We start from the raw sequence: 14,376 nt of genomic DNA on the forward strand, positions 1-14,376 counted from the left end.
TTGCTGCCACAATCGCCGCCCCCGACCCATATCTGTGTACCGACAGACTCGCCGCGAAACCGTGTGACCGTGACGCGTCCCCGACGCGTCACGACGTCCCCGATCGTCGTCCCCGGTTTCCTTATTGACTGTCGGTGCGCAACGTCCAGACGGTCGCCGTATTCGTGGCGTCGTCTACCGCGGTGAACTGCAAGTGGCGCTTGCTATCGAGGCCGAATGCGAGGCCGAACGCGGAGCCCGGCGCAGGGTCGACCGACATTTGAGCGACGAATTGTCCGTCGACGGTGAACTCGACGATTTCGCTGGGACGTTTCGGGTCGGGGTTGACCGCGTCGCCGTTTGCGGTCACGAGATGCCCGTTGGGTGCGAGCGCCAGCGCAAGCGGACCGTGCAGGTGCTTGTTGTCCTGATAGATCATCCGGCCGATGCCGCCATCGTGTTTCGCGCCCGCAGCGCCGTAAATGGCGAACACCGCGTTGTCACCGGTCGAGGCGACGTAAAGCACGTCATGCGATGGGTCGTAAGCCAAGCCTGTCGGGCCGACCACGAGTGCCGCTGGGTCGGTGCGGTGCAGATAGCCTGACGCGATGATGGTCGAGCTAGGCAGCATCTGAACGCCATCCTCGCCGACGGCAAGATCGATCCGCGCGACCTTCCCGTTCAACACATCCGAGACGAAGACCCGGACGACTCGCCCCCCGTCGATCACGGTGAGATCCCAGGGGCCGTCCAGCAGGTTGGGATCTTTCAGTTCCTTGACGAGCCCGCCCTGAGGATTGATGACGAGCAGCGAGCCCGGCGCGACGACGTTCTTGCCATCCGTGGTCGGCACATTGCCCACCAGCACGAAGCCGCTTCTCAGCACGGCGAGCGCCGTCGTGAGACCGAGATTGTGTCCCTGGAAGAAAGTCACCGGATCGCTATTGGACACGAGCTTGACGATCGTCGTACCGGTTCCCTGCAGATTCGACTTCGCATTGAAATTCGACACCACCACATCGCCGGTTTTGAGCGTGCTCCAGGACGGCACGCCGGCCGGCACGAACGCCATGCCGTACGGATTGACGTCGCCGTTGGCCGGCACGGTCGATGAGGTCACCGACTGCGGCGGCAAAATCGCCTCCTGCGCCTCGGCCCCGACCGTCCCCAACGCTAAAACCAGCAGACCGGCTCGACACACCGCGCGACGCACGCGGCGCGATGCGCGTGCCTGTATCGCCAACCCGTCGAAGCCAGTGTATGAACCGAATGCAGAAATCGCACGAGAAGCTTCCATTTGACGCCTCCTACTCGCATGGGCGGCCGCAGCCGCCAGGACGAGTCGCCCAGCCACCGCACTGCCTGGCTTAGCGCGACTCGCGTCCTGCGTAAACGAGGCAACGTCGTGCGTATTCCCCAAAAAGTCGCGGCGCGCAAACGATAGTCGAAAGCGAGTCGAGCTCGATGGCGCCGGCAGGGTTCCGCCCCATTTGCCAGTTTTATCAGCAGGGTCAATGCTGCAGCGCACGCCGCCTTTCGGTATCATCCTGAAAATGTCGCCCTTGCGGCGCGTCGCTTTCGCGCCTGCCGGGCAGCCAATGGCAGCCGCCCTTCGCGGCGTTCGCCGAATCGCCGTACCCCGCTGAAGCACGGCCGCACTCACGCCAACGTACTTCGCGGCGCCAGCAAGCCGGCGCCGCCGCTTCCCGGTTGGCAACCCGCTTTACCACGCCCGCCCGCCGCGCCGCGGCCCCGCCCCGGCGGGCACGGTAAAATGGCGGATTGCGCGGGAGTCCCGACCACGGGTCAGCGCAGCATCGCCCCTTGCCGTGCCGGCCGGCTCAGACGACTGGCAGCCTTTGTTTTCGCACTATCCAAGAAGCCATGAGCAACCTGAATTCACAAACCGTCCTGAGCGTCCATCACTGGACCGATACGCTTTTCAGCTTCACCTGCACGCGCGATCCGTCGTTCCGATTCGAAAACGGCCAGTTCACGATGGTGGGCCTGCAGGTCGAGGGCAAGCCGCTGCTGCGCGCATACAGCCTCGCCAGCGCGAACTACGAAGAACATCTCGAATTCCTCAGCATCAAGGTGCAGGACGGCCCGCTCACATCGCGTCTGCAGCACCTGAAGGTCGGCGACGAAGTGCTGATCGGCAAGAAGCCGGTCGGCACGCTGGTGGCCGACAACCTGCTGCCGGGCAAGACGCTGTGGCTGTTGTCCACCGGCACGGGCCTCGCGCCGTTCATGTCGATCATCAAGGATCCGGACATTTACGACCGCTACGAGCGCGTGGTCCTCACGCATACCTGCCGTTTCGTCGACGAACTCGCGTACAAGGAATACATCACCGAGCACCTGCCGGCGCATGAACACCTCGGCGAGTTCGTACAGGAAAAGCTGCTCTACTACCCGACCGTCACACGCGAAGCGTTCCAGAACCGCGGCCGCATCACCGAGCTGATCGAAACCGAAAAGCTGTTCGCCGACCTCGGCGTGCCGGGTTTCTCGCTCGAGGACGACCGCGTCATGCTGTGCGGAAGCCCGCACATGCTGCGCGACACGCGCAAGCTGCTCGAAGACGCGGGCTTCAAGGAAGGAAGCAACAACGAGCCGGGCCATTACGTGGTCGAAAAAGCCTTCGTCGGCTAAGCCGGCCGGCATTCTTCTTCGCGGCCCGCGCGCCGCGAATTCCAAAAAAGGAGCCTCCGGCTCCTTTTTTGTTGCTCCGTTACAAATCGGAGCCCGTTGCATTACCTTCGCTGTCAGAATTCCTCTGACAGCACGAGTCTGCGGTAAACATCATGTGATCTCTGAAGACTCCGCGCTAAGCCTTGCTGCGACTGCTTTTTTAATCTTTTTGAGATATCATCGCGCCGCGAGATCAGACGAATTCATGCACCGATCGTCGTCAGCCCAAGTTGTTACTGAATGTAAATTTCGTTACGTTGGGCCATCGTGTTTCGTCCGACGCGAAACCTCGTGATTCGCAGGCGTTGATTCCGTCTGCGCGTGCCCGCTTCGCCGTCCACTCCGCTTCCTGAGAGGGAAATTCATGGATACGTCGACCGCCGTCCCGTTCAACGCTGCGCTGGCTTCGTCCGCGCAGCGTGATGGCTTCGACATGCCATCGCTCGCCGCGCGCGAGATCGAGCGGCTGCGTTCGCGGGTACGCGAGCTGTCGGCCGAATTGGTCGATGCGCAGGAAAGCGTGCGCCGTCATGTCGCGCGCGAGCTGCACGACGGCGTCGGCGCCGAGCTGACTGCGACGCGCTTCGCGCTCGCCGGCATCGAAACCTGGCTGCCCGCCGACGCGCCGCCGCAATGCGCGGCCGCGCTCGCGGTCGCGAATCGTTCGCTCGACGCCGTGCAGGCGGCAAATCGCGACGCCATCGCGCAACTGCACGCGCCGTCGTTCGAAACAGGCCTCGCCGGCGCGCTGGAGTGCTGGGCCCGCGACTTCTCCATGCGCACCGGCTTGCGCACCACCTTCACCTGCAGCGTCGACGCGCGGCTCGCGCGCCTGCCCGCCGATGCCGCGCTCGGCGTGTTCCGCGTCGCGCAGGAAGCGCTGAACAACGTCGCGAAGCACGCGCGCGCGACCTGCGCCGAGCTGCGCGTCGAAACCGGTGCGCGTCATCTGAGGCTCCTCGTCAGCGACGATGGCATCGGCCTGCCGCGCGGCGCGCGCGAACGCGGTGGCCAGAAAAAAACGGGCGGTCATTTCGGCCTCGCCGGCATGCAGGCGCGCTGCGCCGCGTTCGACGGCACGCTGCGAATCAGCGCGAGGCGCACGAGCGTCGGTCGTGGCGAGGACAGCGGCGCTGGCAACAACGGCGCCATCCCCCCGCGCGGCACCCTGATCCAGGCCCGCTTCGCGTGGCACGCGCTGCTCGCGGCCGCCCCAACGCCGCGCGCCGCCCGGCGCGCGCTGCAATCGTGAGCCCGCGACCATGAGCCTGCGCATTCTGATCGTCGAAGATCACGCGGTGGTTCGCCAGGGCGTTCGCCATCTGCTGCTCGATCGCGGCGTCGCGCGCGAGGTCGCCGAAGCGCAAACCGGTTCCGAAGCGCTCGACCTGGTCGTCCACCAGAGCTTCGACGTCGTGCTGCTCGACATTTCGCTGCCCGACATGAATGGCGTCGAGGTGCTCAAGCGCCTGAAGCGCAAGGCGCCGCGCGTCGCGGTGCTGATGTTCTCGATGTACCGCGAGGACCAGTACGCGGTGCGCGCGCTGAAAGCCGGCGCATCCGGCTATCTGTCGAAGACGGTCGATGCCGCGCAGATGATCGGCGCGATCCAGCAGGTCGCGGCGGGCCGCAAGTACGTGAGCCCCGCGATGGCCGAGGCGCTCGCCGACTACGTGTCGTTCGACGGCGAGCAGTTGCCGCACGAAAAGCTGTCCGATCGGGAGTACCAGACGCTGTGCATGCTCGCGTCAGGCAAACGTCTCACCGATATCGCGGCCGCGCTGTCGCTGTCGGTGAAGACGGTCAGCGTGTACCGCACGCGGCTGCTCGACAAGATGAAGCTGCGCAACAACGCCGAGCTGACCTTCTATGTAATGAGCAACCGCCTCGTCGATCTGAATCCCGCAATGGCGGGCTAGCCCAGCAGACGCCGCCAGCCGTGCCCGCGGTGTTGCGCCGCGGTCGTCCGATCGTGGCGCCGGCGCAAACGGAAAGATTCCATCCTCATCGATTGACTATTCAGTAAATAGCTTCACTGCCGCCCCGCTTCCAGCACCGCAAGACCATCTCGAAATGATCTCCTGGCGGGAGTTTCCGCCCATCGCCTTGGCCCAGAAGACGCCGCACGGACCAGCCCGGCGACACGCATCCGCTAGAATCGCGGGTTTTCCCGACATTCGGCGCGCAACACGCGTGCACCACTGGAGACCCACGCCAATGTCCCTGTTTCGCAAAAAGAGCGTCGAGCACATGCTTGCGGCGAGCGCTCAGACCGCCGGCCTGAAAAAGGCGCTGGGCGCGCTCGACCTGACTTTCCTCGGCGTCGGCGCCATCATCGGCACCGGCATCTTCGTGCTGACCGGCACGGGCGCCTTACAGGCCGGCCCCGCGCTGATGATCTCGTTCCTGATCGCGGCGATCGCCTGCGGCTTCGCCGCGCTCGCCTACGCTGAATTCGCATCGACGATTCCGGTCGCCGGTTCGATCTACACGTACTCGTACGCGACGCTCGGCGAGCTGGCCGCGTGGATCATCGGCTGGGACCTGATGCTCGAGTACGGGCTCGCGACGTCGGCGGTGTCGGTCGGCTGGTCCGGCTATCTGCAGTCGCTGCTGTCGGGCTTCGGCGTGTCGCTGCCGATGGCGCTGAGCGCGGCCCCCGGCGCCGTCCCCGGACACGAAACGCTGTTCAACCTGCCCGCCTTCCTCGTGATGATGGCGATCACCACACTGCTGTCGCTCGGCGTGCGCGAATCCGCGCGAATCAACAACATCATGGTTGCGATCAAGGTCGTCGTCGTACTGCTCGTGATCGGCGTCGGCGTGTTTCATGTCACGCCGGCCAACTGGCACCCGTTCATGCCTCACGGCTGGAGCGGCGTGTTCGGCGCGGCCGCGGTGATGTTCTTCGCGTTCATCGGCTTCGACTCGGTGTCGTCGGCGGCCGAAGAAGTGAAGAATCCGAAGCGCGACCTCCCGATCGGCATCATCGCGTCGCTCGGCGTGTGCGCGGTGCTGTATGTGGCCGTGGCCGCGGTCGTCACCGGCATCGTGCCGTCCGGGAAGTTCATCGGCATTTCGCACCCGGTGTCGTACGCGCTGCAACTCGCGGGGCAGAACTGGGTCGCGGGCTTCATCGACCTCGGCGCCGTGCTGGGCATGCTGACCGTGATTCTCGTGATGGCCTACGGTCAGACGCGGGTGATCTTCGCGATGTCGCGCGACGGCCTGCTGCCCGCGAAGCTGTCGAAAGTGCATCCGCGTTTCGCGACGCCGTTCTTCACGACGTGGCTCGTCGGTATCTTCTTCGGCCTGATCGGCGCGCTGGTGCCGCTCAATGTGTTGGCCGAGCTGATCAATATCGGCACGCTCGCGGCGTTCTCGATGGTGTCGATCGCGGTGCTCGTGCTGCGCAAGACGCACCCAGAGCTGCCGCGCGCATTCCGTTGCCCTGGCGTGCCGGTCGTGCCGGTGCTCGCGGTCGCATCGTGCCTGTTCCTGATGCTGAATCTGCAAGGCATCACGTGGGGCGCGTTCGTGATCTGGCTGCTGATCGGCATGGTCATCTATTTCGGCTACTCGCGCCGTCATTCGAAACTGGCAAAGTAATGCGGCGCCGTTTCGATGAAGCCACGCCAATGAGCTGAATGCTCGCGAGCGTGGCCTCGCTTTCCGCTGATCTATCGATGCGCCCCGTCATGCTCCGCAGACGGGGCGCTTGTCTTTGCGGCGTCCCATTCCGTGGCCGCCGTGTTCTCTTCGTGCGCTCGTGCGCGCGCCGAACACACTTCCCCTCATAGCGCGCCCGCGCGATTTGTGCTTTACTTTTCGGCAGATTTGTAAAACCCGTAGCACCCTCATCGGACCTAGCGAATCGAAGTCAGCACGCAGTCGAAGCAAAGCAGGGGCAATAACAATCACAGGTCCGGTCTCACCCACAGCAACTATCTTGCATGGGATCGTGGTCTGCGCCGAGGCAGGGATCGATACGCCGAAGCGCTCGCTCCGATCAATATAGGAGACAGCTTCATGGCGATCAGCATCAGTCTGACGGTCAATGGCGCGCCCGTGAGCGCCTCAGTTGACCCTGGCACCCTGCTTGTCCAGTTCCTGCGCGATCAACTCCGTCTGACCGGCACCCATGTCGGCTGCGATACGGCGCAATGCGGAGCCTGCACCGTGCATCTGAACGGCCGCGCGATCAAGTCCTGCAACATCCTCGCCGCGCAAGCCGATGGCGCCGAGGTCACGACCATCGAAGGGCTCGCGCACAACGGCGCGCTGCATCCGATGCAGGCCGCGTTCAAACACTGTCACGGTCTGCAATGCGGCTTCTGCACACCGGGCATGGTGATGAACGCGGTGTCGCTGGTGCAGCGTCAACCCGATCTGACGGGCGACGAGGTGCGCGAGCAGCTCGACGGCAACCTATGCCGCTGTACGGGCTATCACAACATCGTCAAGGCCGTGCTCGAGGGCGCCGCGGGTATGAAGTCCGCCGCATCGAGCGCATCTGCCGGCGCGAATGCCGCCGGCGCAACCGCCGCTTGAGGAGCCGACGATGAACGCACCCGATACACAGAGCCTGATTGGCGCCGCCGTCGAACGCAAGGAAGACTATCGCTTCCTGACCGGCAAAGGCCAGTACACCGACGACATCGTGCTGCCGCAGCAAACCTACGCGGTGTTCCTGCGCTCGCCGCACGCGCACGCGAAGATCAGAAGCATCGACACGAGCACGGCCAAACAGTCGCCGGGCGTGATCGCGATCTTCACCGGCGCGGATCTCGCCGCCGAGAACGTCGGCGGACTGCCGTGCGGCTGGCTGATCCACAGCACCGATGGCAAGCCGATGAACGAGCCACCGCATCCTGTGATCGCGCATACGAAAGCACGGCACGTGGGCGATCAGGTCGCGCTCGTGATCGCTGAATCGATCAAGGCGGCGAAAGATGCGGCCGAACTGATCGAAGTCGATTACGAAGAACTGCCGGCCGTCGTCGATACCGCGCATGCGGCCGACCCGGGTCAAGCGGCCGTGCACGACGAAGTGCCCGACAACGTCTGCTACAACTGGGGCCACGGCGACAAGGCCGCGACCGACGCCGCGTTCGCGAAGGCCGCGCACGTGACCACGCTCGATATCGTCAACAACCGCCTCGTGCCGAACGCGATCGAACCGCGCGCGGTCAACGCGAACTATTCGGCGCAGGACGACAGCTACACGCTGTACGTCGCGAATCAGAACCCGCACGTCGAGCGGCTGCTGATGGCCGCGTTCGTGCTGTCGCTGCCGGAATCGAAGCTGCGCGTGATCGCGCCGGACGTCGGCGGCGGCTTCGGCTCGAAGATCTTCCTGTACGCCGAAGACGTCGCGCTCACCTGGGCGTCGAAGAAGATCGGCCGGCCGGTCAAATGGACGGCCGAGCGCTCCGAGGCGTTCCTTTCCGACGCGCACGGCCGCGATCACGTGACCAAAGCCGAGCTTGCGCTGGACGCCGACGGCAAGTTCCTCGCGATGCGCGTGCATACGATCGCGAACATGGGCGCGTATCTGTCGACGTTCGCGTCGAGCGTGCCGACGATCCTGTACGCGACGCTGCTCGCCGGCCAATATGCGACGCCCGCGATCTACGCGGAAGTGAAGGCCGTCTTCACCAACACCGTTCCCGTCGATGCGTATCGCGGCGCGGGCCGGCCGGAAGCGACGTTCGTCGTCGAGCGTCTGGTCGAAGCCGCGGCGCGCGAGATGAAGCTCGACCCCGCGGAAATCCGCCGCCGCAATTTCATCACCCAATTCCCGTACGCGACGCCGGTCGGCCTCACCTACGACACCGGCGACTACAACGCGATCCTGTCGCGCGCGCTCACGCTCGCGGACGTCGAGGGCTTCGCCGCACGCCGGCAGGAATCCGAAAAGAACGGCAAGCGCCGCGGCCTCGGCTACTCGTGCTACATCGAGGCATGCGGTCTCGCGCCGTCGAACATCGCGGGCGCGCTCGGCGCACGCGCGGGCCTGTTCGAAGTCGGCCAGATTCGCGTGCACCCGACCGGTTCGGTGACCGTGTTCACGGGCTCGCATAGTCACGGCCAGGGCCATGAGACGACCTTCGCGCAGGTGGTCGCGGATCGCCTCGGCATTCCGCTCGAAAGCGTCGAGATCGTGCACGGCGACACCGGCCGCATCGCGTTCGGCATGGGCACGTATGGTTCGCGTTCGATCGCGGTCGGCGGCTCGGCCATCTCGAAGGCGCTCGACAAGATCGAAGCAAAGGCGAAGAAGATCGCCGCGCATCTGCTCGAAGCGTCGGCTGAAGACATCGAGTTCAAGAACGGTGTGTTCCGCGTCGCGGGCACCGACCGCATCAAGGCGTTCGCGGAAATCTCGCTCGCCGCGTACGTGCCGCACAACTATCCGCTCGACGTGCTCGAACCGGGGCTCGAAGAAAGCGCGTTCTACGATCCGACCAACTTCACGTATCCGTCGGGCGCGTATATCTGCGAGATCGAAGTCGATCCGGACACCGGCGTCTCCCGCATCCAGCAGTTCACCGCGGTCGACGATTTTGGCAACGTGATCAATCCGATGATCGTCGAAGGTCAGGTGCATGGCGGGCTCGGGCAAGGCATCGGCCAAGCGATGCTCGAGCGCTGCGTGTACGACAACGACAGCGGCCAGTTGCTGTCCGGCTCTTACATGGACTACGCGATGCCGCATGCCTCCGACCTGCCCGACTTCACGGTCGAAACGTCGAAGGGCACGCCGTGCACGCACAATCCGCTCGGCGTCAAAGGCTGCGGCGAAGCGGGCGCGATCGGCTCGCCGCCGGCCGTGATCAACGCGATCATCGACGCGCTCGCGCCGCTTGGCGTGACCAATCTGCAGATGCCGGCCACGCCGCATCGCGTGTGGTCCGCGATTCAAGCGGCGAAGCAAGCCTGACCCAACGATCCTGAGCGGAGCATTCGACATGTATTCATTCGAGTATCAACGCGCGACGGATCCGCAAGCGGCCGCCGCAGCCCTCGCCGCCGACAGCGACGCGAAGTTCCTCGCCGGCGGCCAGAGCCTTCTGCCGACGATGCGCCTGCGTCTCGCGCAGCCATCGCAACTGATCGACGTGACGCGCATTCCCGCGCTCAGGACGATCACCGTCGACGCCAGCACGGTGACGATCGGCGCAGCCGTCTGTCACGCGGACGTCGCCGAACACGCGGACGTGCGGCGCGTGTTGCCCGCGCTCGCGGAGCTGGCCGCGAACATCGGCGATCGCCAGGTGCGCGCGCTCGGCACGATCGGCGGCTCGCTCGCGAACAACGACCCGGCCGCGTGCTACCCGGCGGCGGCGATGGGCCTCGATGCGACGATCGTCACGGACCGGCGGCGCATCTCTTCGGCCGATTTCTTCGTCGGCATGTACGAGACCGCGCTCGCGCCCGACGAGCTGATCGTCGCCGTCGAGTTTCCGGTGCCCGAGCGTGCCGCATACGAGAAATTCCGCAATCCGGCCTCGCACTTCGCGCTAGTCGGCGTGTTCGTCGCGAAGGTCGCGAGCGGCGTGCGAGTTGCGGTGACGGGCGCGGCGTCGTCCGTGTTTCGCGTGCCCGAGCTCGAAAGCGCGCTGTCGACGAACTTCACGCCCGAGGCGGCACGTGCAGTGAGCGTGTCGCCCGACGAGCTGAACGACGACATGCACGCGAGCGCCGCGTATCGCGCGCATCTGATTCCGGTGCTCGCCGCGCGCGCGGTCACGAAGGCAAATGCCTAGCGATCCTCGCTAGGCGCCCCGGCCTGCCGCGCCTTCACCACGGCGCGCGCAAGCCGGCTTCATTCACTTCGCGAGCCGGCGCGACAGTTCGACGCCGGGCTCGCGGCCATTGCGTTCTTCACTCGCGTCACGCTTTGCCATGGCCTGTCGCGCAGATTCAGGACCACCATGCAGCCGGCTTCGATCGACGACACCCTCGCCCAACTCGCCGCCCAACGCTATTTCGCGAGCCGTGAGCTCGCGACCGCACTGTATCTCGCGCTGCGCATGGAGCGGCCGTTGTTCGTCGAAGGCGAGCCGGGCGTCGGCAAAACCGAGCTCGCGAAAGCCGCGGCGGGCATGCTCGGCACCACGTTGCTGCGGCTGCAATGCTATGAAGGCCTCGACACCGCGAGCGCGCTTTATGAATGGGACTACCCGCGCCAGATCATGGCGCTGCGGCTTGCCGAAGCGAGCGGCGAGCGGCCCGACAACGACACGCTGTATCGCGGCGAATTCCTGCTGAAGCGTCCGCTTTTGCAGGCGCTCATGCCCGACGAAAACCATCCCGGCGCGCGGCGCGTGCTGCTGATCGACGAAATCGACCGCGCCGACGAACCGTTCGAGGCATTCCTGCTCGAACTGCTTTCGGATTTCCAGGTATCGATTCCCGAATACGGCACCGTGCGCGCGACGCAGCCGCCGCTCGTCATCATGACGTCGAACCGCACGCGCGAAGTTCACGACGCGTTGAAGCGCCGCTGTCTGTATCAATGGATCGGCTATCCGGACCGCGATCGCGAACTGGAGATCGTCGCCGCGCGCGCGCCGCAAACGTCGGCGCAATTGCAGCGGCGCGCGGTCGACTTCGTGCATCGGCTGCGCGGCATGGATCTGTTCAAGGCGCCCGGCATCGCCGAGACGATCGACTGGTGCCGCGCGCTCGAAGCGCTGTCCGTCACGGAGCTCGATCCGCAATCGGTGCAGAACACGCTCGGCGTGCTGCTCAAGTATCAGGACGATCTCGCGCGCGTGGATGCCGCGCAGATCGCGCAGTGTCTGTCCGGGTGAGGGTCGGCGGCATGACGAACGGAACCGGCTCGGGCAGGCTCGACGACACGAACCAGCACACTGCGCCCACGCTCGCGCGCAACGTCGTCCATTTCGTGCGCGTGCTGCGCGGCGCCGGCTTGCCGATGTCGCCCGCACAAGCAGTCGACGCACTCGCCGCGTTGCAGTGGATCGACCTCGGCCGCCGCGACGACGTGCACGCCGCGCTTGCGGCGCTGCTCGTCACCGCGCCCGACGAACGCGAACTCTTCAATGCCGCGTTCGATCTGTTCTGGCGCGACCCCGATTGGGAAGGCAGGCTGCGCGCGCTGCTGCTGCCGAAAGTGCGCGACGGGCTGCCACCGCCGAAGCGCAACAACCGTCTCGCCGATGCGCTCGCGGTACGCATGCCACCGTCGCCGCATCTGAATGCGCCGCGGGAAACCGAGCAGCACGAGTTGCATGCGCAGTTGACGTTCAGCGCGCAAGAGCGGCTGCGTCATCGCGATTTCGACACGCTGAACGCCGACGAATGGCGCACGCTGCGTCATCTGATTCGCGGCCAGCGGCTGCCGCTCGCAACCGAATCGACGCGGCGCCTGAAGGCGGCATCGCACGGCACGCATGCGGACTTGCGCGCGAGCGCGCGGCATGCGGTGCGCGCCGGTGGCGACTGGACCGTGTGGAAGTATCGCGCGAGGGTCGAGCGCAAACCGCCGCTCGTGCTGCTGCTCGACATTTCCGGCTCGATGAGCAACTACTCGCGCGCGGTGCTCTACTTTTGCCACGCGTTGTTGCAGTCGCGCGAACGTCTGCAGGTGTTTCTGTTCGGCACGCGGCTCACGAACGCGACGCGCGCATTGCGCGAACGCGATCCGGACGTCGCGATCGCGACGCTCAGCGACCAGGTGGTCGACTGGTCGGGCGGCACGCGCATCGGCGCGGCGCTCGCCGAGTTCAACCGACGCTGGGCGCGCCGCGTGCTCACAGGTCGTGCGACGGTGCTGCTCGTTACCGACGGTCTCGATCACGAAGCGATCGACGTGCTCGATACCGAAATGGCGCGCCTCGCACGCTTCGCGCATCGCATCGTGTGGCTCAATCCGCTGCTGCGGTTCAGCGGCTTTACTCCGAAGGCGCGCGGCGTGCAGGCGATCCTGCCGTATGTCGACGCGCATCGTCCGGTTCATAATCTAGACAGTCTCGCAGCGTTCGGCCACGATCTCGCGCAACTGACGCGCGCGCCTCGCCACGCCGTCGCCGCGACGACACTCGCAGGAGCAACGTCATGGAATTGAGCGAAACTCATACGCTGCCGGTCGCGCAGCAGCAAACCTGGGACGCGTTGAACGACACCGAGATTCTGCGCGCTTGCATTCCCGGCTGCGAAAGCATCGACCCGGACGGCGAAAACGCGTACCTGGTCACGCTGAGCGCGGCGGTCGGCCCGGTCAAGGCGCGCTTCAAGGGGCGCATGCAACTGACCGATATCGACGCGCCGAACACCTACACGATCGTGTTCGAAGGTCAGGGCGGCGCCGCGGGTTTTGCCAAGGGCAACACGCATGTCACGCTCGAAGCCGACGGCGATGCCGCGACGAAGCTCTCCTACACCGCCAATGCGCAGGTCGGCGGCAAGCTCGCGCAGATCGGCTCGCGGCTCGTCGACGGTGCGGCGCGCAAGATTGCGGGGGAGTTTTTCAAGCGCTTGAGCACCCAGCTCTCGGGAGACAATAGCGCTCATGAAACAGCGGAAGGCGACGCCCCGGTGGATACCGAAGCCGAAGCCGCATCCGCCTCCGAGCAAACGGAATCGAACGAGGCTGCGGACGGCGAGTCCGGCGGCGAAGCAAAGAAAGGGAAGAAATCATGGACAGCGTGGATCTCGAAGTTCTGAAAACCAGCGCCCGCTGGCTGGCGGACGGACATCGTGCGCTCCTGGTGACGGTCGTGAAGACGTGGGGCTCGTCGCCGCGTCCCGAGGGCGCGATGCTCGCGGTGCGCGACGACGGCCTCGTGGTGGGCTCGGTGTCGGGCGGCTGCATCGAAGACGATCTGATCGATCGCGTGCGGCAACGGGGCATCGAGCAGACACATCCGGAGGCGGTGAAGTACGGCATCACCGCCGAGGAAGCACATCGCTTCGGCCTGCCGTGCGGCGGCACGATCCAGCTCGTGCTCGAACCGTTGACGCGGCAAAGCGGCATCGCCGAGCTGTGTCACGCGGTCGAAAATGGCCGGCTCGTCGCGCGCGAACTCGACATGACGACGGGCGCGGTTCGGCTCGACAACGCGCAGGCGACCGACGGCGTGCATTTCGATGGTGAGCGTCTGTTGACGATCCACGGCCCGCGCTACCGGATGCTAGTGATCGGCGCCGGGCAGTTGTCTCGTTACCTGTGTCATATCGCGGTGGGGCTCGATTATCAGGTGACGGTCTGCGATCCGCGCGAGGAATACACCGAGGAATGGGACGTGCCGGGCACGAAGATCGTACGCACGATGCCGGACGATACCGTGATCGACATGAAGCTCGACGAGCGCTGCGCGGTCATCGCGCTCACGCACGATCCGAAGCTCGACGATCTCGCGCTGATGGAAGCATTGAAGACGCCGGCGTTTTATGTCGGCGCGCTCGGCTCGCGCAGGAACAATCACGCGCGACGCGAGCGGCTGAAGGAGTTCGATCTGAACGAAGCCGAACTGGCCCGCTTGCATGGACCTGTCGGCATTTATATCGGCAGCAGGACGCCCCCCGAGATCGCGGTGTCGATTCTGGCGGAGGTGACGGCGGCGAAAAATGGCGTGTCGCTGCCGACTCTATTGCAGGTCGAAGGCGCGAAGGCCGCGCGGGAGATTGCGGCGTCGGGTGGCGCCGCTTGCAGCGTGTAGCCCGTCGACATCA

Annotated in this window: 12 protein-coding genes; 11 read left to right on the plus strand and 1 reads right to left on the minus strand. The window is 65.4% G+C overall.

The genetic code is table 11. The features are described 5' to 3' along the window. Window positions 1–121 precede the first annotated feature (121 nt). Window positions 122–1,276, minus strand: coding sequence for an NHL repeat-containing protein (locus HDG39_RS02090; protein ID WP_221305600.1), 1,155 nt, complete (start codon window positions 1,274–1,276; stop codon window positions 122–124). A 587-nt stretch (window positions 1,277–1,863) separates the two neighbouring features. On the opposite strand from HDG39_RS02090, the gene HDG39_RS02095 reads away from it, so the two are divergent. From HDG39_RS02095 to HDG39_RS02145, 11 genes are all read left to right on the plus strand, one after another. Next, the gene (locus HDG39_RS02095; protein ID WP_018419136.1) at window positions 1,864–2,634 is read left to right on the plus strand and encodes a ferredoxin--NADP reductase; all 771 of its coding nucleotides are present in this window, start codon (window positions 1,864–1,866) and stop codon (window positions 2,632–2,634) included. 403 nt (window positions 2,635–3,037) lie between these two features. Continuing rightward, window positions 3,038–3,925: a sensor histidine kinase gene (locus HDG39_RS02100; RefSeq protein WP_184002836.1), complete on the plus strand. Its 888-nt coding sequence runs from the start codon at window positions 3,038–3,040 to the stop codon at window positions 3,923–3,925. 10 nt (window positions 3,926–3,935) lie between these two features. Continuing rightward, entirely contained in the window at window positions 3,936–4,592 is a 657-nt protein-coding gene (gene rqpR / locus HDG39_RS02105) for a response regulator transcription factor RqpR (protein WP_184002838.1), read from the plus strand. Between the two features lie 298 nt (window positions 4,593–4,890). After that, on the plus strand, window positions 4,891–6,282 hold the full coding sequence (gene bcaP / locus HDG39_RS02110; RefSeq protein ID WP_184002840.1) for a branched-chain amino acid transporter BcaP: 1,392 nt from the start codon (window positions 4,891–4,893) through the stop codon (window positions 6,280–6,282). A gap of 420 nt (window positions 6,283–6,702) precedes the next feature. Beyond that, entirely contained in the window at window positions 6,703–7,224 is a 522-nt protein-coding gene (locus HDG39_RS02115) for a (2Fe-2S)-binding protein (protein WP_018419132.1), read from the plus strand. Window positions 7,225–7,234: 10 nt separating this feature from the next. Continuing rightward, the gene (locus tag HDG39_RS02120) at window positions 7,235–9,616 is read left to right on the plus strand and encodes a xanthine dehydrogenase family protein molybdopterin-binding subunit (RefSeq protein ID WP_184002842.1); all 2,382 of its coding nucleotides are present in this window, start codon (window positions 7,235–7,237) and stop codon (window positions 9,614–9,616) included. Window positions 9,617–9,644: 28 nt separating this feature from the next. Beyond that, window positions 9,645–10,442: an FAD binding domain-containing protein gene (locus HDG39_RS02125; protein WP_184002844.1), complete on the plus strand. Its 798-nt coding sequence runs from the start codon at window positions 9,645–9,647 to the stop codon at window positions 10,440–10,442. A 168-nt stretch (window positions 10,443–10,610) separates the two neighbouring features. After that, window positions 10,611–11,492, plus strand: coding sequence for an AAA family ATPase (locus tag HDG39_RS02130; protein WP_090802637.1), 882 nt, complete (start codon window positions 10,611–10,613; stop codon window positions 11,490–11,492). Window positions 11,493–11,503: 11 nt separating this feature from the next. After that, window positions 11,504–12,769, plus strand: a complete 1,266-nt coding sequence (locus tag HDG39_RS02135) for a vWA domain-containing protein (RefSeq protein ID WP_184002846.1) — start codon at window positions 11,504–11,506, stop codon at window positions 12,767–12,769. Then, the gene (locus tag HDG39_RS02140) at window positions 12,760–13,368 is read left to right on the plus strand and encodes an SRPBCC family protein (protein WP_184002848.1); all 609 of its coding nucleotides are present in this window, start codon (window positions 12,760–12,762) and stop codon (window positions 13,366–13,368) included. Before HDG39_RS02135 ends, HDG39_RS02140 begins: the two co-directional genes overlap by 10 nt. Next, window positions 13,341–14,363 carry an XdhC family protein gene (locus HDG39_RS02145; protein ID WP_184002850.1) on the plus strand — a complete coding sequence of 341 codons (1,023 nt, stop codon included), beginning with the start codon at window positions 13,341–13,343 and terminating at the stop codon, window positions 14,361–14,363. Before HDG39_RS02140 ends, HDG39_RS02145 begins: the two co-directional genes overlap by 28 nt. The last annotated feature ends 13 nt before the right edge of the window (window positions 14,364–14,376 follow it).

Source organism: Paraburkholderia lebeckiae (genome assembly GCF_014201005.1).
GTDB lineage: Bacteria > Pseudomonadota > Gammaproteobacteria > Burkholderiales > Burkholderiaceae > Paraburkholderia > Paraburkholderia tuberum.

Excerpts from the sequence above, each read along its gene's own strand:
- HDG39_RS02090 (WP_221305600.1), bottom strand. The coding sequence starts at position 1,276 with ATGGAAGCTTCTCGTGCGATTTCTGCATTCGGTTCATACACTGGCTTC.
- HDG39_RS02095 (WP_018419136.1), top strand. The coding sequence starts at position 1,864 with ATGAGCAACCTGAATTCACAAACCGTCCTGAGCGTCCATCACTGGACC.
- HDG39_RS02100 (WP_184002836.1), top strand. The coding sequence starts at position 3,038 with ATGGATACGTCGACCGCCGTCCCGTTCAACGCTGCGCTGGCTTCGTCC.
- rqpR (WP_184002838.1), top strand. The coding sequence starts at position 3,936 with ATGAGCCTGCGCATTCTGATCGTCGAAGATCACGCGGTGGTTCGCCAG.
- bcaP (WP_184002840.1), top strand. The coding sequence starts at position 4,891 with ATGTCCCTGTTTCGCAAAAAGAGCGTCGAGCACATGCTTGCGGCGAGC.
- HDG39_RS02115 (WP_018419132.1), top strand. The coding sequence starts at position 6,703 with ATGGCGATCAGCATCAGTCTGACGGTCAATGGCGCGCCCGTGAGCGCC.
- HDG39_RS02120 (WP_184002842.1), top strand. The coding sequence starts at position 7,235 with ATGAACGCACCCGATACACAGAGCCTGATTGGCGCCGCCGTCGAACGC.
- HDG39_RS02125 (WP_184002844.1), top strand. The coding sequence starts at position 9,645 with ATGTATTCATTCGAGTATCAACGCGCGACGGATCCGCAAGCGGCCGCC.
- HDG39_RS02130 (WP_090802637.1), top strand. The coding sequence starts at position 10,611 with ATGCAGCCGGCTTCGATCGACGACACCCTCGCCCAACTCGCCGCCCAA.
- HDG39_RS02135 (WP_184002846.1), top strand. The coding sequence starts at position 11,504 with ATGACGAACGGAACCGGCTCGGGCAGGCTCGACGACACGAACCAGCAC.
- HDG39_RS02140 (WP_184002848.1), top strand. The coding sequence starts at position 12,760 with ATGGAATTGAGCGAAACTCATACGCTGCCGGTCGCGCAGCAGCAAACC.
- HDG39_RS02145 (WP_184002850.1), top strand. The coding sequence starts at position 13,341 with ATGGACAGCGTGGATCTCGAAGTTCTGAAAACCAGCGCCCGCTGGCTG.